Below are 17,643 nucleotides of genomic sequence, written 5' to 3' on the forward strand. Positions count from 1 at the left end.
GGGTTTGTAATTGATGCTTAAGGAGATAAAAAGGACGTTTTGCTATAAAAATAAGCCCCATTTGTTGCGTTGCCAGCCTCTCAGCCGTAAGGATAAAAAACAAACCGATGAAAACTTCAGCTAAACTTGCAGCACTCGCCATTATCATGTTTATGGCCGCCTGCACAAAAGAAAGCAAATTCCTGGTGAATACTTCTTTACAAGGCAAATGGAAACTATCCGCCACTTACGCCGACCCGGGCGACGGCAGTGGCACCTATCACTCCGTAGCAACCACCGGCGAACACAGCATCACGCTGAAAAGCGATGGCACCATGGAAGTAACGGGTTTAAACAATGCAGATAACTTTTTGCAGTATTTTTCGCAATACAAAAGCTACACCCAGCGCGACAGCACCACCCTGGTTTTTAAAACGCAGGCCGGTATCGCCACTCAAAATTTTATTTACAAAATAGAAGGCGAAAAACTAACGCTCATCCCTGCCGGCCCAATTATGTGCATAGAGGGTTGCGGCACACGGTTCGAGAAAGTGAAGTAGAGGTTAAAGGTTAAAGGTTAAAGGTTAAAGGTTAAAGGTTAAAGGTTAAAGGTTAAAGCAAATTGAAGTGCTTTGTTTTAAAATTCTTTCAATTCTTTTAATTCTATAAAAATTCGAGTTCAGACATTATCTTTATCCTACCAAACAATTCAACCATGTCCGACGCAGTTAGCACCGCCACCCAAATAGAGATACCGCTTAACAAAGGCAAAATAGTGCTCATGTTTGTGGGAAGCCTGGCTTTTGTGGCTGCTGGCGTCTGGTTTATTACAAAACCCAACATCAGGCTTTTTGGCAACCAACCAAACCCAATACTGGGTTATGGCTTAGGCATTGTGGCCGTGGCGTTCTTTGGCTTTTGCGCGTATTGCCTGGTGAAAAAACTGTTCGATACCCGGCCGGGCCTCATCGTAAGCGCGGAAGGTATTACTGATAATTGCAGCGGCTATACTTTCGGCCTGATACCCTGGGCTGATATAGCAGGTATAGAAGTAATAGAAGTAGGCAAACAAAAGCTCATTATGGTACTGGTGCATAACCCTGCCGAGTACATCGATCGCCAAAGCAACGCCATCATGAAGAAAATGGCCGCCATGAATTACCGACAGTACCAAACACCGGTGAGTATTACGGCAAATACGTTGCAGTATAGCCTTGAAGATTTGTACAGGTTGCTACGGGAAAGATTGGCGGCAAATAGAACCAATCTCTAACCTCCCGCCTCTAATCTCTTTCTAAGAACGCATCTTCTTCAGCAAATTCTCAATCACTTTGGGGAAGTGCAGGTGCTCTAACTGCTGGCCTTTGAATTTTACGATCTCCAGCGTATCGCCGGGCTCTATCTTGAATTTGGATTGGTGGATGGGTTCGCCCTCGTCGAACTCGGCATTTACGAAATGGATGGTAATACCCGATTCCTCTTCGCCGGCGGCCAATACCGCCTTGTGTACGTTGTCGCCATACATGCCCTTGCCGCCAAATTTGGGTAGTAACGCAGGGTGCAGATTGATGATTTTATTAGGGAAAGCAGCTAATAAATTTTTAGGCACCAGCCACAAAAAACCCGCCAGCACAATAAGATCTACCTGCAGGTTTTTAAGCAAGGCAATTACCTCATCGGTATCGTAAAACTCGGTGCGGGTAAATACGTGCGACGGCACCTCGAAATTATCGGCGCGCTGCAATACGTAGGCCTGCGGGTTGTTGGTAAGTATCAATACTACCTCGGCATCGGCATTGCGCTTAAAGTGCTCCATTATCTTCTGGGCGTTAGACCCCGAACCGGAAGCGAAAATGGCTATTCTCTTTTTCAAAATGGCTATCAGCTTTATTACTGCAAAATATAAAAATTTAACCAGTTATCGCGTTATTACTTCTTTCTGGCGTATAAATCCCCAACGGTAAATGGTGCGCGGCTGCGTGGACGTATAATACGCCTGCGTATCGCCGGTTTGCAGCACCATAGAAAATTCGCCAAGGTTGCTTATTTGCGCATTGGCAAATGGCTTGGAGCTGCCCACGGTGCTATTGTCCTTGCAAACCATATCGGCAAACAAAATGAGCTTAGTGTCGCTCAGGCTGTAAGTGCCCCGGGCAATATCCTGCACTGTACAATCGAAATTAGTATAAGTGCAGCTGCCGTCTTTATAAAACTTAAATATTTGCGTGCTATCGCAGGTGATAGTATCGGTTGATTGCTGGGTATCGCCTATATAATTATACACCTGCAGCGATGCCAGTTCCCACTGCCGGGTGGTAAGCAAATTGGGTATATTGCTTTTATCCTCTTTTTTGCAGGAGTTTGCCACCAGCCCAATCAGCAGCAATAACGATGCACAACAGAAACCAATATTTTTCTTCATCCTTTATCAGCCGCAAAAATAGGAATTACATTTACATACACCTGCCCGGCCAATCAATATAACTCTATTAAGCCCGCATTATTTTGCCTATGGTTGATTAGGTTGGATGCCGGGTGATTGATTAGGCGGCAAAAATCTTAAATTGCGGCGATACATTACCAAAGGAAGAATTGATGCTAAACAAACCCATCAGCCACTCACCAAATCAACAAAGCCTGCGCATACCGTACGCTGTACTTAAAGCCGAATTTAAACGCGTATTGCTTTCGCTTGATTTTACCAACGACAACGCCGATGCCTGCGCCGGCATATTTGCCGATAACAGCCGCGATGGCGTGGCCTCGCACGGGCTTAACCGCTTTGGCGTATTCATTGAATATTTAAAGGAAGGGCTGATTACCCCCAATGCCGAGCCATCGCTAATAAGCTCCTTTGGTGCCATTGAGCAATGGGACGGCAACTTTGCCACCGGTATGCTCAATGCCCGTTTTAGTATGGATAGAGCCATTGCGCTGGCCCAAGCGAACGGCATAGGCTGCGTGGCCATTAAAAACACCAACCATTGGATGCGCGGCGGCACCTACGGCTGGCAAGCCGCCGAAGCTGGTTGCGTGGGCATTTGCTTTACCAATACTATAGCCAACCTGCCGCCCTGGGGCGGCACCCAGCCGCGACTGGGCAATAACCCCCTGATTATAGCCGTACCCAAACAAGGCGGGCATGTGGTGCTGGATATGGCCATATCGCAATTCTCCTTTGGCAAGCTTTGGCAATACGAGGCTCAAAACAAACCCCTGCCCCTACCCGGCGGCTACGATAGTGAGGGTAACCTAAGTACCGATGCCGCAGCCATACTGGCTACAAGGCGGGCATTGCCCATCGGTTTTTGGAAAGGCTCGGGTTTGTCGCTGGTACTCGATTTGCTGGCCACCATCCTGAGCGGGGGAAGCTCAACCGCGGCCATTACCCAAAGCGGCCGGAAAGAAACCGGGGTATCGCAGGTTTTCATAGCCATAAAAGCAGATGGCGTGCAAAACGAGGCGCTGATAGAGCAAATTCTCGATTACACCAAAAGCAGCGCGACGGAAGGCGGCACCGAAATCCTCTACCCAGGCGAAAACATGCTGCGCACCAGGGAAAAAAGCCTGGCAGAGGGTGTGCTGGTGGATGAAAGAATTTGGGAAGAAGTGAAGGGGATGTAGAGTTATTGGAATTTCTTTTCTAACTCGCGCATCACCTCATTGAAGTCCAACCCCATTTTCGGGTTTCCTCATAATCTCTAATTCTTTTTCTAACAATAGAGATATGCCAATGGGCACTTGAGTTAATTGAATATTTGCGCTGTCCTCCATAATATATTCTGTTAGATAAAATCCCTCTCAAAACAAAAAATTAAACCCACTCCCTTTACCCGGCCTTTGCATCTCTTTAAATTTCTCAATCTCCAGTTTCAGCATTGTGGTGTATTCATCCGCCATAAACCGCCTGAAGATTTCAATGTCCTCCTGCTGGCGGGTATCAACCAACGCCTGTATATAGGCAACCTTGTTTTCACTGCGGACGATACCTAATGGCAAGCCATACCAGGCCTGGATATAATTCATCAGCAACCTTGATGTACGGCCATTGCCGTCATAATAAGGGTGGATGCTGACCAGGTTGAAATGTGCATCGAAAGAAAGCTTCAGCTGCTGCTCCACAGTAAGCGGTTTACCCATCGACTCATTGAGTTTTTTTACCAATTCGGTCGTGAGCCTTTCAACCTTATCAAAATTGGGGAAATAAGAAACGCCTGCTGTAACATTCCCTTTCCTGAACGCGCCCGTTGCCGAATCTACGGAACCAAGCATGGTATTATAAACCTTGCCGGTACGTTTCATAACCAGGCTATTGATACTTTGCAAAAGCGAAACACTTAGGCCTTTTTTGGCTTTCGCGTTTTCTAAGGCAAACAACAGCGCGGCGTGATGGTCGGTCACCATCAGGCTTTCTTCCATCGGTTTGCCGTTTGGTGTGCGCCCCTCGTCTATCAACACCTGGGTTTCGATCTCGGTAAGGGTTGATCCTTCTATACGGGTGGAATGATGGTCGATAGCAATCAGGTTAAACCGTTCATGGTCTATCACATCGGCTATGCCGAGGCTTTCATATTCCGCTATGAGTTTAACCGCTTCCATTGTAGTATAGTGCGAAAATACTTATAAAATGTTATTTATATGGTTGCTATGGGGAGTGGAATTAAACCATGGTCCGCATTTTTCTAAATGCTTTATTAATTTTATATTTGTTATGAGGAGGAGAAACAATGAAATCGGGTATAACAAAAAATGGAGAATCGTTCAGGAGCCATGAGTCGTACTCTCCGAAGGAGGTTTTAGCTGCCGGTGGCACCACCGCATTTGGTTTAAAAGCGGGCAAAAATAATAGCACGCTAATTAAGGCGCTTGAAGAAGCCCCACCGATAGAACCGTTTACCGAGGAAGAATGGACCGATTTATTGGATCAACTTGAAAAAGATAAATAATGAACATCCTTTTGGATACCAACATCATTATTAGCCTTGTCCGAGCAAAAAACTTTAACGCAATCATCAATTTTATTAATCCCTCCAATTCACTACTTTACATCTCTGTAGTGTCGGAAGCGGAATTAAAATCTTTGGCGTTAAGAAACAATTGGGGACTAAACAAACGAAATTTGCTAGACAGCATTCTTGATCAACTTAATATTATAGATGTTGACAAATTCTATGTAAATATCTACGCAGAAATTGATGCTTACTCGCAAAGGCTAAACCCGAAATTCGAAAATTACCCATTCGATACCCCTCGAAATATGGGTAAAAACGATTTGTGGATAGCATCGCTTGCTGCATTGATGGGATTAACGCTTATCACTACCGATGCCGATTTCGACCACTTGAACAATATATTTTTTGAAGTCCGAAAGATTAGGTCAACAGAATTCAGACCTTTCTTCTAACTCCCCTTTACCTCACCAAGCCCTCAAACTTATCCCAAAAACCATCCTTAGGCAATGGTGCCACAATCATAACCGGTTCGTTTTTTACGGGGTGGACAAATTGCAGGCGGCGGGCATGCAGGCATATGCTTTTGCGGAGGCTACCGCGTGGGTAACCGTATTTATTATCGCCTACTATGGGGCAGCCCAGGGTGCTTAGCTGCACGCGTATCTGGTGCGGCCGGCCGGTTATCGGGTCAACCTCTATTACATAATAACCATCCAGTTCGCCAACAAGCTTATAGTTCAATTCAGAACGGAGGCTGCCCTGCACTTCTTTATCGTGCGCTTTGGTAACATTCTTTTGCGGGTTTTTCACCAGCCAGTGTACCAGGTTGCCGGCCTCGGGCTGGGGGCGTTTGCGGGTAATGGCATAATAGGTTTTATGCATCTCGCGGCCTTTAAAAAGCTTGTTTATCCTATCCAAAGCCTTGCTGGTTTTGGCGAAGAGGATAACGCCGCTCACAGGCCTGTCCAGGCGGTGCACTACGCCCAGGAAAGCACCGTTCGGCTTATTGTATTTAGCTGCGATATATTTCTTTACCTTCTCGTCAAGTGGCTCGTCGTTAGTATCATCTACCTGTACAATGTCGCCGGCGCGCTTATTTACGGCAATCAGGTGGTTATCCTCGTAAAGGATATCCTTATCAGTAACATCGTGGCTGGTATAGTTATGTTCGGGGCGGGCCAATTTTATTTCGGATTTGGGATTTACGGTTTCGGATTTGAATTCAGGATCTATATTAATTTTTCATCTGCACATCTGCATATTCGCACATCTGCACATCTACCTAATATTCTTCCTTTTCGTTCGGGAAATTACTTGCTCTTACATCGCTTACGTAGTTTTTTATTGCGCCGTCCATCACGCTGTACAGGTCGGCGTATTGGCGTAAAAAGCGGGGTTTAAAACCTTTGTTCAGGCCAAGCATATCGTGTATCACCAGTACCTGTCCGCTGCAATGCTGCCCGGCACCAATGCCAATGGTTGGTATATTAAGGCTATCGCTTACTTCTTTTGCCAGTTTAGATGGAATTTTTTCCAGCACGATGCCGAAGCAGCCCAATTCCTGCAACTTCAAGGCATCTTCCTTTAACTTGGCGGCCTCCGCCTCTTCTTTGGCCCTTACGGTGTAGGTGCCGAATTTGTATATCGATTGCGGCGTTAAGCCCAGGTGCCCCATTACCGGGATACCGGCGGTAAGGATACGTGTTACAGATTCTGCGATCTCCACGCCGCCTTCCAGTTTAACTGCGTGCGCGCCCGCTTCTTTCATAATGCGGATGGCCGACGCCAGGGCTTCTTTAGAATTCCCTTGATATGAGCCGAAAGGCAAATCTACCACCACCAGCGCCCGCTTAGCAGCGCGCACTACCGATGCAGCGTGATATATCATTTGGTCGAGCGTTATAGGCAGAGTGGTTTCGTGCCCGGCCATTACGTTGGAGGCCGAATCGCCAACCAGTATAATATCGGTACCCGCATTATCAACGATCAGCGCCATCGAATAATCGTATGCCGTAAGCATGGCAATTTTTTCGCCCCGGTTCTTCATTTCCTGCAGGGTATGCACCGTAATGCGCTTTACTTCCTTATTTACCGACATACTGATGATAGTTTCGTGAACCGCAAAGTTAGGAACTCATCCGGTATTTTTCATCCTGAAAAATTGAAGGCTATTTTCCTTGTATTTATATATTATTTTATATTTTAGGGCAGCCCAATTATAAATAATTATACTATTCGATTTAATGGACGATAAAATATACCCATGCATGTACTGTGGTAAACCCATGAACCATACCGACCGCAAACCGCGTAATTTTTACCTTAAAAAATTCCTACCCTTTTTGCCTATCAGACCATTCTGGTGCACGCATTGCCTAAAAACAACTTTCTTTTGGGGCAACAAAGGCAAGTAGCCAAACCCGCGGCGCTTTGGTGGCCGCAAAAAACAAGTGGTAATAACTTTTGATTTAAAAAATTAAATCATACTTTTGCGGCGTGAATAAAGAGGTGTTTTACTTCAATTTTCAGTGCTGTTCATACGGAGCTTCGTGCCAGGAAATCCGAACAAATTACCCTTTCAATTTTTTTGCAAAATGAACCATTACACCAAACTGCCCGCAGTATTGTTATTGGCCGATGGCACCGTTTTTAACGGTAAAGCCGCAGGTAAAATAGGTACCACCACCGGCGAGATATGTTTTAACACCGGGATGACCGGCTACCAGGAAATTTTTACCGACCCATCGTACTTCGGGCAAATAATGGTGGCTACCAATGCGCACATAGGTAACTACGGCATATCTGCTCAGGAGGTAGAATCGGGCCAGATACAGATAGCCGGGCTGGTTTGCAAAAACTACAACATTGCCTACAGCCGCAAACAGGCCGATGAATCCATACAGGATTATTTCCAGGAGCAAAACATCGTGGGCATATCTGATATAGATACCCGCCAGCTGGTGCGCCATATACGCGATAAAGGCGCCATGAACGCTATCATCTCCTCTGAGATACTGGATATAGAAGAGCTGAAAGCTAAACTGGCCGAAGCGCCGGATATGGATGGCCTGGAACTTTCTTCGCAGGTATCAACCAAAGAAACTTACACCTTCGGCAACGAAGCTGCTGCCTACCGCGTGGCGGTGTTAGACCTCGGCGTAAAAAAGAACATCCTCCGCAACTTCGACGACCGCGACGTGTACGCCAAAGTTTACCCCGCCAAAACCACCTTTGCCGAAATGGAAAAGGATTTTGCGCCGGCAGGTTACTTTATTTCTAACGGCCCCGGCGACCCATCGGCCATGCCCTACGCTGTAGAAACCGTAAAAGAAATCTTAGCTGCCGATAAGCCTTTATTCGGTATTTGCCTGGGCCACCAGTTGCTGGCTTTGGCAAACGACATACCAACCAAAAAGATGCACAACGGGCATCGTGGCCTTAACCACCCGGTGAAAAACGTAATCATCAACCATTGCGAGGTTACTTCGCAAAACCACGGCTTCGGCGTAGTGCCTGAGGCGGTGAGGGCATCTGATAAGGTAGAGATTACCCACATAAACCTTAACGACCAATCGATAGAAGGTATCCGCGTAAAAGATAAAAAAGCATTCTCGGTACAATATCACCCCGAATCATCCCCCGGCCCGCACGATAGCCGTTATCTGTTCGATGACTTTATTAATCTGATGAAATAAGAACCGGGATTAAGCGGATTTTTACGATTTCACCGATTTAAAATCAGGAAAATCCTCTAATCAAGAGAATCAAGGTTCAGACAATGCCGAACGCCTTTCAAGCTTAACTTGAGAGGCGTTCTCCTTTAAACACCGCGTCATTGAGGAACGATGCAATCTCCCGATAAGCAGAGCGACCTGCATAGAGCCCGTCCTGCGTAGCGATTGCTTCGTTCCTCGCAAGGACGTACTTATTTACTTCTTCAAATAATACGCCGGCACTGGCAGGCCTTTCCTTTCCACATCCCAAATAATGCTGCTCACTTTCCAGCCTTTGGGCGTTTTGATGAGCTGGAAACTGTTTACGCCACGCTCGGCTATGCTATCACGGGTGTTGAGGTACGTGTTATACGTGCTGATACGGTGGGCCACATTGCCAAACTGCTCGGTTTTGCCGTATGCTTCTTCCTCATAAAACATAGCTATATGGCCGTCTGTTACAAATTTTTTGTACAATTTAATGATTTGCGGCAAGGAGGCAACTTCTGCTGTATCGGCGCGGAAATTGATGAATTGCGCCTGCGGGATAAAATAATTTCCTATCTCATCAAACCTGGGTTGCTCCCCTTTTTTAAAAGTGAGAGCGGTGTAAGCATCATGTACCGCTTTGGTAATAGCACTATCTTCCGGAACGGTGTAGGCAGCTGGCACGGTGGCTACGGCATTGGGTTTCTTTTCGGCAGTTTGGCAGGCGGCTATGGCCAGGGCAAACATCGCCACCAATAAAAGATTTTTCATTATGTGTGTATGGAGTTGGTTTACAACGAAAATAGCTAATCGTATATACATTTCCTATGCGGAAAGAGATATCCAAGCGATTTTCCGCTCTCTTCCAACAATTCAAGCTCCATATCTAAAAATAAATTTCTCTTATTTTTATTTGGATTTATTCTAAATAAGGCTTTACTTTGTTGGCGTGAGCGGTTGATATGCTCAGAAAAACTTAAGCCCTGCTTTTTCGGCAAGTACTTTTCATGGGGGAAACACCGCTTAAGCAGGCACAAATTTTTAACATCACCTACCTATGTGCGACGCAAAAGTGCTTAGTCAGAAAGGGGCATCGGTTATCAGCCGGTGCTCCGAATGCCGCTGTGTTTTCATCTGGAACCACAACCTCATCCTCAGTTTCACGCCTGAGCAGTTTGCGCAGTTCAGGGATTTTGCTGCCGACCTGGATTTCGACGGCCACTCCTTCCCGTTCCCGGATGGGCAGGAACGCATTGTGATGCGCACGCCCGTAAGCGATATACAGTTTACCTTCACGCCCCACGAGTGGGAGGATTTCCACACAGCAATGGACGAGGCTGCCTACATGCAGGAAGTTTATGGGCTGATGGAAGGGTGAGGAAAAAAGAGATTAGAGGCAAGAGGTTAGAACCAAGATTGAACCAAAACAGCTACGTCATGCCGAATTTATTTCGGTAACCCATCTGCAAGGTGGGCGAATTGCAAAGCGGCTTAGCATTTGGCCACTGTTATGACGGATATTGAAACAAGAAGAATGACGTTTAGTATCCCTTAAATACCCTCAGCTTCAATGCCGCCGCTACCGACGAAATCCCCGCAAAATATTAAAGGCTTTTGCCAAACTCCCTTCGCAAATACTTTACTTTGCCAGCAGTATGAAAGATATCCCGGTACATAAGATACAAGACAGGGCAAGCAGCGGCCTGGATATACGCCACTTTTTACCCGGCGACCTGGGTAAGGAGGTTGAAATGCTGGGCATACACCGCGACGATCATTACATTTTTTTTCTGTTGATAGCAGGCAACGCTTCGCTGATGGTCGATTTCCACGAGATGCACTTTGCCGGGAGCTCGGTTTACTATCTGCTGCCCGGGCAGGTACACCAGCCCATCCGCCAGAAAGTGGGCGAGGGCTGGTTTATTGCCGTTGATACGCCATTGATACCGCCCGATTACCGCCAGGTTTTTGAGGGGCACCTGCTGTTGCAGCAACCCTGCGTATTAAACCCACAGCAACTGGCCCAATGCAACGACCTCCTTTGCCTGCTGGATAACCAATACCATGGCAACCCTAATGATGCCTTTTACTTGCCCATTGTGCATTCCCTGTTGCAATCGTTTTTGGGAATAGTTGCCGGCTGCTATTGTACCGCCGGCGATAAGCAAGGGCGCCTATCCCGACCGGCGCAGCTATCGCAGCAATTCAAAAAAATGCTTACGGAAAATATGCGCATGCAGAAAAGCCCTTCGGCTTATGCGGCGCAGTTAAACGTATCCGAATCGTACCTGAACGAAGCGCTCAAAAAAACGACCGGGCTGCCCGTAAGCTACTGGATAATACAGGAAGTGATGCTGGAAGCCAAGCGCCTTTTGTACTACAGCGAAATGAACACAAAAGAAATAGCGCATACCCTGGGCTATGACGACCATACCTATTTTTCGCGCGTGTTTAAGCGCACAGCAGGAAATACGCCACTCGAATTCCGCAGGCACTACCGTAAATAGTCCAATCATTACCCCGATGCCGCCATTTCCCCGGCCACCCTGTTTGCCGTAATTTGTGCTATTAAATCATCACAGATGCAAACATCAACCTTAGATAAATTGAAAGCCCGGGCCGGCCGGCTATTAGAAAGCCGGCTGCTACAAAGCGGCCGCGTGCTGGAAGTGCGCCACTGGGAACCTGCTACCATGATTGAAGTAGACCTGCACCTGCCCTATGCCGACGTGCAAAGCTGGCAGGAAATCCCCTACATCAAATTCAAAGTGGATAACCTTACCTACCGCGATTACACCCCAAGCGGCTGGGATGCCGAAACGCATACCTGCACCCTCTATATAGATGCGGCGCACAAAGGACCCGGCAGCAAATGGGCCGCCAGCCTGAAGAAGGGCGACGACGTGCATTACCTGGCCATAGGCAGCACCCGCCACGCACCCGAAAGCAAAGCCGTCATTATTGGGCTGGGCGATGAGAGCAGCATGGGGCATATGCTTGCCCTGCAGCAAATGGTATTGCCCAGGGGCCGCTTCGCGGGTGCGGTGCTCATTGCCAATCCGCACCACCGTAAATTATTCGAGGAGTATTTTTGGTCGCCCCTGCAAGCTATTGAGCGTACCGATGTTTATGGCCACCACAGTATTATACAATGGGTAATAGAACAGCACTACGATATGGCGCATACCATTTTTTACCTGGCCGGCAACAATACCATGGTAAGCGAACTGCGTAAGTTGCTGAAACAATTGGGGTACCCCTCTGCGCAGATTAAAGCACGGGGGTTCTGGAGTTAAGGGGCATCGCATTAAGCCCCTGCCTCTCCGCAAGGCTCTCGAAGAATACCCTGCGGCACCATGCAAAGCAAACTATGTAATGTGGAATGTCCTGCTAACCCCGCCGTCATCCCGAATTATTTCGCCCCCCCACACGGCAGGTCAACGGCAAGCAAAGTGGCTTAGCAGGATGGCAACTTTTATGATGGGGTGTTGAAAAAATTTCAACATGACGGAGTTTTCATCATTCATCATTCGATATTCAGCATTCGGTGTTCGATATTTAACCAATGCCCCCCCCATTCGCACACCAAAAACCTGCACTCACCGATAGCCGCCAAATTCACCGATAATGCCTCCCCTGTTCATTCCCCTCAGAAATCCGTTTACCGACGATTTGCCATGTTTCGCCTAATAACGTTAAACAAAATTTGCCCGCTGATGCACATTTGTAGTGTTAAAACAACGCAACATCATCATGACAACTCAACTTACTATCCCATCACTTTACTCCATCATGGCACTTGTAGTAGCCGTGCTGATCATCGGCGTAGGATGCCTGGCCTGCTAATCATACCTCCATCATATATCCGTATGTTTTGGCCCGTAAGCCGAAACATACGGTAGAATTCCCAGTCCGGCCTTATCTATCATTTCCCCCGCTACGCGAAACTGGCAGGCACTTTGCTTTCTTCGGTTAAAACATCAATCATAAAAAAGGGAGATACCGTACACCGGCAATGGGGCGCCCCGGCAGCCGAAGGCAAAATAGAAAAGAAGCATACCGAAACCATTACAAAAACCATAAAAGGCACCAAAGTAAAACGCAAGGCAACTGCCGATGAGCCTGCCTACGAAATTAAGCAAGCTGATGGCAGCAAGGTGCTGAAATCTGAAAGCGAGTTGAAGGAAGGCGGGAAGATAATTAATCAATAGTTTTTACATACCGGCTGCTTATCCAGCCAACTTTATCGGCTGTAATGCCGTTTTCCGGGTCTTCGTAAAATAGGCTTTTGCCAAGTTTATATTTCGCTGGTATCTGAACAAGCCACCAAACCCTACCTGATTTGTCAGTAGAACTTGCGAGGGCTGTGCCTGTAGTATTTTTATGCAACTCGGCTACCGTATTCCCTTTATGTATTTCTCCGTCAATCCCATTTTTGGTAGTATCGTTTACGATCGGTTCAAATCTCAGCTTATAATTCTCGTTTAAAACTGCAAACCGGATTGGGGACTTAAAATAAGAGCCGTTAAAAGGCATGTTGTGGTAATTTGCTGATACCGTTTCCAATTTAAGATGAGGGATGTCGCCCTTGTAAGTAGCCGTATATGTTTTATTAAAATCGATGTAGGCGGCGCAACAGCCATCGTCTTTGATATATGCCCGAAACACCTTTCCGGCTTTTATATCCAACTTTCTTAAAAATTGAAATGACTTAAAAACAATATTAAACCCATTAGTGGTGTGTAATATAAATGCCACTTCATAAGGTTCCCCTCCGCTTTTACCTTCAAATATCAGATCGTCCTTCCCATCACCGTTAATATCGCAAATGTGGAGGGCATCAATCAACTTATCAGTATTATATTCGCTTTTGTAAGCACCGTATTCGTCCGTAAATTTGGCCAGGTTCGCGTTGATAAAGGCATTCTTTAAACTATCGTTAGATTTTTCTATCGATGCCCAATTAAACTTTTCCACTGTAAATGGAAAAACAGCATGGTTTTGTGGTTTAGCTACAGGGATACTATCCTGCTTGTGTTTTTTATGAGTTGCCGAATTACAAGAAACCAGTACAACAGCTAAGAATACAAAATATCGATACATGTGAATTAGGTGGTTATAATGCAATAAAGATAATTGTAAATATTGTATGCGTTGTAGAAATTTCGCTTCAATACGTCAATTATTGTTATGCTCCTGTCGTACTTTTTACTATAAAGTTTGCCGCCGGCAAAATCTAATAGAATTTTAATGCCCTAAGCACCCCGGACATATGGATATTCCACAAATCCATCGCATATTTACGCTATGGCAAAACAACCTATTATTACGGTTAACAACCTTACCAAAAACTACGGCGATTTTGCCGCTGTAAAGGGCATCAGTTTCGAGGTTTACGAAGGCGAGATATTCGGCCTGCTTGGCCCCAACGGCGCGGGCAAAACTACCACACTGGAAATCATCGAAACCCTGCGCGACAAAACCTCGGGCGAGATTACGGTTGCCGGCTTCGATATCAGCAAAGATGCCGACAGCATCAAGAAAATAATAGGCGTGCAATTGCAGGCCGCAGGTTACTACCCTAACCTCAACCTGTCGGAATTGATTGTACTGTTCTCGGGCTTATACGGCATCGACAAAACACCTATGGAAATGCTGGCGAAAGTAGCCCTTACCGATAAAGCCAAGGCCAAATACAAGGACCTCTCCGGTGGGCAAAAACAACGTTTCTCTATAGCCACTACGCTGATAAACGACCCCAAGATAATTTTCCTGGACGAGCCAACTACCGGGCTTGACCCGCAAGCCCGTCGCAACCTGTGGGACCTGATACGCGAGATACGCAATAACGGTACAACCGTGGTAATTACCACCCATTATATGGACGAAGCCGAAGTACTGTGCGACCGTGTAGCCTTTGTAGATGGCGGCCACATTGTAGGCATAGATACTCCCGACCATTTTATAGATGAACTTGTGGCTACCGGTTTCGAACGCAAGAAACAAGTAAAAGAAGCCAACCTGGAAGATGTTTTCATCAACCTAACCGGCAAAGAATGGCGGGAAGGGTAGATTCCAGTTGGCGGTGTGCAGTTAGCAGTTGCCAGTTTACAATCTCCCCAATGTACTAATGAACTATTGAACCAATGACTAATGAACCAAAATTATAGTAATACACGCGCCACACTGGCTATTGCCAAAGCAAGTTTCCGGTCCATACTCCGCAGCCCCTCGGCGGTGGTATTTAGCCTGGCCTTTCCCTTGATATTTATTTTGGTGTTTGCCAATATAGGTGGCGGCGGCGTTAAGGTTGATGTGGGTGTAGTGAAAGGTACGGATACGCTGAGTCCGATATACCAGGCGCTCAAAAAATCCTCGGTTATTAATCTGGAGACCAATGTCCCGGCCGACGATATGAAAAAAGACTTATCTAAAGGGAATCTTGATGCCATTATCGAAATAAAGAAAAATGCCGCAGCCACTAAAGAATTCAAAATGTCCTTAGGGTCTCCCCTGGTGCCAAGTACTCTGTCACCCGAGAAATTTGTACCGGCTTATACGGTTAACGTGCAATATACCTCTTCATCACAAAAAGGCGGTATCCTTAAATCGGTATTGAATGGTATATTATTACAAAAGAATGCGGAGCTTGTGAAAGAAATAGGGGTCCTCAGCGCGGTACAGGCGGCACAATTAAACGAAACCACCGTAACCGGTCGCGAGTACAAATACATCGATTTTATATTGCCGGGGCAGTTGGGCTTCTCTTTACTAAGCAGCGGGGTGTTCGGTACGGCGTTCGTATTCCTCAGCTTGCGGCTCACACTGGTTATCAAGCGTTTCTTCGCTACGCCGGTTAAGCGTTACAGTATTGTGCTAGGCGAGGCTCTGGCCAGGCTCACCTTTTCCTTGCTTGGCGCCCTGTTCATATTGATGGTGGGGCACTTCGCGTTCGGGTTTACGTTGGTGCATGGGGTCGTCACGGTGCTGAATATGCTTGTGCTCTGCACTATCGGGCTTATCATATTCATGGGCTTCGGCTTCAACATATCCGGCATCGCCAAAAACGAGAGCACCGTACCGCCATTATCCAATATCATTACCCTGCCGCAGTTCCTGCTATCAGGCACGTTCTTTTCGGTAACGGCTTTCCCAAAATGGCTACAGTATGTAAGTAATGCGCTGCCCCTCACCCACCTCAACAACGCCATGCGTAAGGTAGCCTTTGAAGGCGCCGGATTGGGCGACGTTACGCATCAGTTATTCATCCTGCTACTATGGGGCATAGGCGTGTACGCCGTTGCGGTGAAGACGTTTAAGTGGGAGTAAAAAAATTAGAGGTCAGTAAATTAGAGGTAGGAGTTATTGCCCATATTAACGGTGTTGAGTTCGGGCGTTCCAAAAAACCACCAAACGTCATCTTGAACTTGTTTCAAGACCCCATCATAACGGTCGCCACCATATATAGCCGCTTTGCATGCCGGTCACCTGCCGCGTGGGGTACCGAAATAAATTCGGTATGACGGATTATTTTCAAACAGAAATGCCCGGCAAAACCGGGCATTTCTGTTTAATGTTTTCGAGAAGTCCCCCCTTCAGGGGGCGGAGGGGGCTCTTACCGCCTACCCATCCGGCCGCCGGCACCGCTCATGCCGCTGGCACCGCCTGCTTTGCGGCTGCCATCGGCCCTGGTACCGCCATTGCTACGGCCACCACCGCCGCCGCCACCACCGGGGCGACCGCCACGTGAACCGCCGCCACCACCGCTTTTGCTTTTCGCCGGTGCGTTTTTAGCTTTGCTCATCATCTTCTCCGTCATGGCTTGTATGCTAAGCGGGTAAGGATGCCCTTCTTCTACAGGGATTTCTTTGGCTATCAGCTTATGGATATCTTTCAGGAAATCTATTTCTTCCTCGCCATCGCAAAACGTAAGGGCTATGCCGCTTGCACCCGCGCGGCCGGTACGGCCAATACGGTGTACGTAGGTTTCGGGGATGTTAGGTATCTCGTAGTTGATCACGTGGGTCAACTCGTCTATATCTATACCACGGGCAGCAATATCCGTTGCAATCAAAACGCGTGTAGTACGGTTCTTAAAGTTGGTTAACGCGCGCTGGCGGGCATTCTGCGATTTGTTACCGTGAATAGCTTCGGCAGTGATGCCGGCTTTTACCAGGTCTTTAACCACCTTATCGGCGCCATGCTTGGTACGGGTAAATACCAGCGCAGTTTTGATGTTCTTATCTTTTAGAATGTGGTTAAGCAATAAACGTTTATCGTTTTTCTCCACGAAGTATAGCGACTGCTGTATTGTATCGGCAGTAGAAGATACCGGGGCAACCTCTACTTTAGCAGGTTTCTGCAGGATAGAATCGGCCAGGCTCTGTATCTCGTTAGGCATGGTAGCACTGAAGAACAAGGTCTGCCTGTTCTGGGGTACCTTGGCAATGATTTTCTTTACGTCGTGTACGAAACCCATATCCAGCATACGGTCGGCCTCATCCAAAATCAGCATTTTTATCTGGTCGAGGTGTACGAAGCGTTGGTTCATCAGGTCCAAAAGGCGACCTGGAGTAGCAATCAGGATATCCACGCCACGGCGTAAAGCATCCGTTTGCGGGCCTTGCGACACGCCACCAAAGATAACCAGGTTCTTCAACCCGGTGTGCTTGCCATAAGCCGTAAAGCTTTCGCTTATCTGGATGGCCAGTTCGCGGGTTGGGGTTAAAATAAGGGCCTTGATAGATTTTTGCTCCTTGTGTTTTTGCTTATCTAAAAACAATAACTGCAAAATAGGGATAGCAAAAGCAGCCGTTTTACCTGTACCCGTTTGGGCGCAGCCAAGCAAGTCGCGGTGTTGTAATATGTAAGGGATTGCTTGTTCTTGTATTGGGGTTGGCGTAGTATAACCCTCTGTTTTTAAAGCCTTTAAGATAGGCTCAATTAAATTTAAATTTTCGAATGACATGTAATGTAATAAATGTATTGTATTGTGTGCTAACGCGAAGCAT

20 protein-coding genes are annotated in these 17,643 nt (G+C 46.9%); 12 read left to right on the forward strand and 8 right to left on the reverse strand.

Annotation, left to right across the window (positions count from 1 at the left end; translation table 11 throughout):
• The first annotated feature begins 107 nt into the window (after nucleotides 1-107).
• Both AC1DYT_RS11680 and AC1DYT_RS11685 read left to right on the forward strand, forming a co-directional pair.
• Nucleotides 108-539: a hypothetical protein gene (locus AC1DYT_RS11680; RefSeq protein ID WP_477469783.1), complete on the forward strand. Its 432-nt coding sequence runs from the start codon at nucleotides 108-110 to the stop codon at nucleotides 537-539.
• Nucleotides 540-694: 155 nt separating this feature from the next.
• Complete coding sequence (locus tag AC1DYT_RS11685; protein ID WP_477469784.1) at nucleotides 695-1,252, forward strand: STM3941 family protein; 558 nt, start codon at nucleotides 695-697, stop codon at nucleotides 1,250-1,252.
• A 21-nt stretch (nucleotides 1,253-1,273) separates the two neighbouring features.
• On the opposite strand, the gene purN is transcribed toward AC1DYT_RS11685, so the two are convergent.
• Entirely contained in the window at nucleotides 1,274-1,852 is a 579-nt protein-coding gene (purN, locus tag AC1DYT_RS11690) for a phosphoribosylglycinamide formyltransferase (protein WP_477458441.1), read from the reverse strand.
• A gap of 45 nt (nucleotides 1,853-1,897) precedes the next feature.
• On the reverse strand, nucleotides 1,898-2,401 hold the full coding sequence (locus AC1DYT_RS11695) for a hypothetical protein (protein WP_477469785.1): 504 nt from the start codon (nucleotides 2,399-2,401) through the stop codon (nucleotides 1,898-1,900).
• Between the two features lie 173 nt (nucleotides 2,402-2,574).
• Here AC1DYT_RS11695 and yiaK point away from each other — a divergent pair, with 173 nt between their 5' ends.
• The gene (gene yiaK / locus AC1DYT_RS11700) at nucleotides 2,575-3,603 is read left to right on the forward strand and encodes a 3-dehydro-L-gulonate 2-dehydrogenase (RefSeq protein ID WP_477469786.1); all 1,029 of its coding nucleotides are present in this window, start codon (nucleotides 2,575-2,577) and stop codon (nucleotides 3,601-3,603) included.
• 177 nt (nucleotides 3,604-3,780) lie between these two features.
• Here yiaK and AC1DYT_RS11705 read toward each other — a convergent pair whose 3' ends face one another.
• Nucleotides 3,781-4,578, reverse strand: coding sequence for a Fic family protein (locus AC1DYT_RS11705; RefSeq protein WP_477469787.1), 798 nt, complete (start codon nucleotides 4,576-4,578; stop codon nucleotides 3,781-3,783).
• Between the two features lie 128 nt (nucleotides 4,579-4,706).
• On the opposite strand from AC1DYT_RS11705, the gene AC1DYT_RS11710 reads away from it, so the two are divergent.
• Together AC1DYT_RS11710 and AC1DYT_RS11715 are read left to right on the forward strand one after the other, a co-directional pair.
• A complete protein-coding gene (locus tag AC1DYT_RS11710; RefSeq protein ID WP_477469788.1) occupies nucleotides 4,707-4,925 on the forward strand; it encodes a hypothetical protein in 219 nt (72 codons plus the stop codon).
• A complete protein-coding gene (locus AC1DYT_RS11715; RefSeq protein WP_477469789.1) occupies nucleotides 4,925-5,383 on the forward strand; it encodes a type II toxin-antitoxin system VapC family toxin in 459 nt (152 codons plus the stop codon). The genes AC1DYT_RS11710 and AC1DYT_RS11715 overlap by 1 nt, the downstream gene beginning before the upstream one ends.
• Before the next feature lie 7 nt (nucleotides 5,384-5,390).
• Here AC1DYT_RS11715 and AC1DYT_RS11720 read toward each other — a convergent pair whose 3' ends face one another.
• Together AC1DYT_RS11720 and panB are read right to left on the reverse strand one after the other, a co-directional pair.
• The gene (locus AC1DYT_RS11720) at nucleotides 5,391-6,113 is read right to left on the reverse strand and encodes an RluA family pseudouridine synthase (RefSeq protein ID WP_477469790.1); all 723 of its coding nucleotides are present in this window, start codon (nucleotides 6,111-6,113) and stop codon (nucleotides 5,391-5,393) included.
• A 100-nt stretch (nucleotides 6,114-6,213) separates the two neighbouring features.
• Entirely contained in the window at nucleotides 6,214-7,029 is an 816-nt protein-coding gene (gene panB / locus AC1DYT_RS11725; protein ID WP_477469791.1) for a 3-methyl-2-oxobutanoate hydroxymethyltransferase, read from the reverse strand.
• A gap of 496 nt (nucleotides 7,030-7,525) precedes the next feature.
• Between panB and carA the strand changes: the two genes are divergently transcribed.
• Nucleotides 7,526-8,626: a glutamine-hydrolyzing carbamoyl-phosphate synthase small subunit gene (gene carA, locus AC1DYT_RS11730; RefSeq protein ID WP_477469792.1), complete on the forward strand. Its 1,101-nt coding sequence runs from the start codon at nucleotides 7,526-7,528 to the stop codon at nucleotides 8,624-8,626.
• A gap of 234 nt (nucleotides 8,627-8,860) precedes the next feature.
• Here carA and AC1DYT_RS11735 read toward each other — a convergent pair whose 3' ends face one another.
• Nucleotides 8,861-9,403, reverse strand: coding sequence for a hypothetical protein (locus AC1DYT_RS11735; RefSeq protein ID WP_477469793.1), 543 nt, complete (start codon nucleotides 9,401-9,403; stop codon nucleotides 8,861-8,863).
• Between the two features lie 286 nt (nucleotides 9,404-9,689).
• Here AC1DYT_RS11735 and AC1DYT_RS11740 point away from each other — a divergent pair, with 286 nt between their 5' ends.
• The 4 genes from AC1DYT_RS11740 (at nucleotide 9,690) to AC1DYT_RS11755 (ending at nucleotide 12,843) form a co-directional block, all read left to right on the forward strand.
• The gene (locus tag AC1DYT_RS11740; protein ID WP_477469794.1) at nucleotides 9,690-10,010 is read left to right on the forward strand and encodes a DUF6686 family protein; all 321 of its coding nucleotides are present in this window, start codon (nucleotides 9,690-9,692) and stop codon (nucleotides 10,008-10,010) included.
• Between the two features lie 277 nt (nucleotides 10,011-10,287).
• Nucleotides 10,288-11,139 (forward strand): helix-turn-helix domain-containing protein, encoded by an 852-nt coding sequence (locus AC1DYT_RS11745; protein ID WP_477469795.1) that lies wholly within the window; start codon nucleotides 10,288-10,290, stop codon nucleotides 11,137-11,139.
• Nucleotides 11,140-11,214: 75 nt separating this feature from the next.
• On the forward strand, nucleotides 11,215-11,928 hold the full coding sequence (locus AC1DYT_RS11750; protein WP_477469796.1) for a siderophore-interacting protein: 714 nt from the start codon (nucleotides 11,215-11,217) through the stop codon (nucleotides 11,926-11,928).
• Nucleotides 11,929-12,591: 663 nt separating this feature from the next.
• Entirely contained in the window at nucleotides 12,592-12,843 is a 252-nt protein-coding gene (locus AC1DYT_RS11755) for a hypervirulence associated TUDOR domain-containing protein (protein WP_477469797.1), read from the forward strand.
• On the opposite strand, the gene AC1DYT_RS11760 is transcribed toward AC1DYT_RS11755, so the two are convergent.
• The gene (locus tag AC1DYT_RS11760; RefSeq protein ID WP_477469798.1) at nucleotides 12,833-13,609 is read right to left on the reverse strand and encodes a hypothetical protein; all 777 of its coding nucleotides are present in this window, start codon (nucleotides 13,607-13,609) and stop codon (nucleotides 12,833-12,835) included. The genes AC1DYT_RS11755 and AC1DYT_RS11760 overlap by 11 nt on opposite strands.
• Before the next feature lie 330 nt (nucleotides 13,610-13,939).
• On the opposite strand from AC1DYT_RS11760, the gene AC1DYT_RS11765 reads away from it, so the two are divergent.
• Nucleotides 13,940-14,704 carry an ABC transporter ATP-binding protein gene (locus tag AC1DYT_RS11765; RefSeq protein WP_477469799.1) on the forward strand — a complete coding sequence of 255 codons (765 nt, stop codon included), beginning with the start codon at nucleotides 13,940-13,942 and terminating at the stop codon, nucleotides 14,702-14,704.
• An 81-nt stretch (nucleotides 14,705-14,785) separates the two neighbouring features.
• Nucleotides 14,786-15,961, forward strand: a complete 1,176-nt coding sequence (locus tag AC1DYT_RS11770) for an ABC transporter permease (RefSeq protein ID WP_477469800.1) — start codon at nucleotides 14,786-14,788, stop codon at nucleotides 15,959-15,961.
• Between the two features lie 286 nt (nucleotides 15,962-16,247).
• Here the strand turns inward: AC1DYT_RS11770 and AC1DYT_RS11775 are convergent, their stop codons facing one another.
• Nucleotides 16,248-17,600 carry a DEAD/DEAH box helicase gene (locus tag AC1DYT_RS11775; protein WP_477469801.1) on the reverse strand — a complete coding sequence of 451 codons (1,353 nt, stop codon included), beginning with the start codon at nucleotides 17,598-17,600 and terminating at the stop codon, nucleotides 16,248-16,250.
• Between the last annotated feature and the right edge of the window lie 43 nt (nucleotides 17,601-17,643).

It is taken from the genome of Mucilaginibacter sp. P1_D10 (assembly GCF_056406215.1).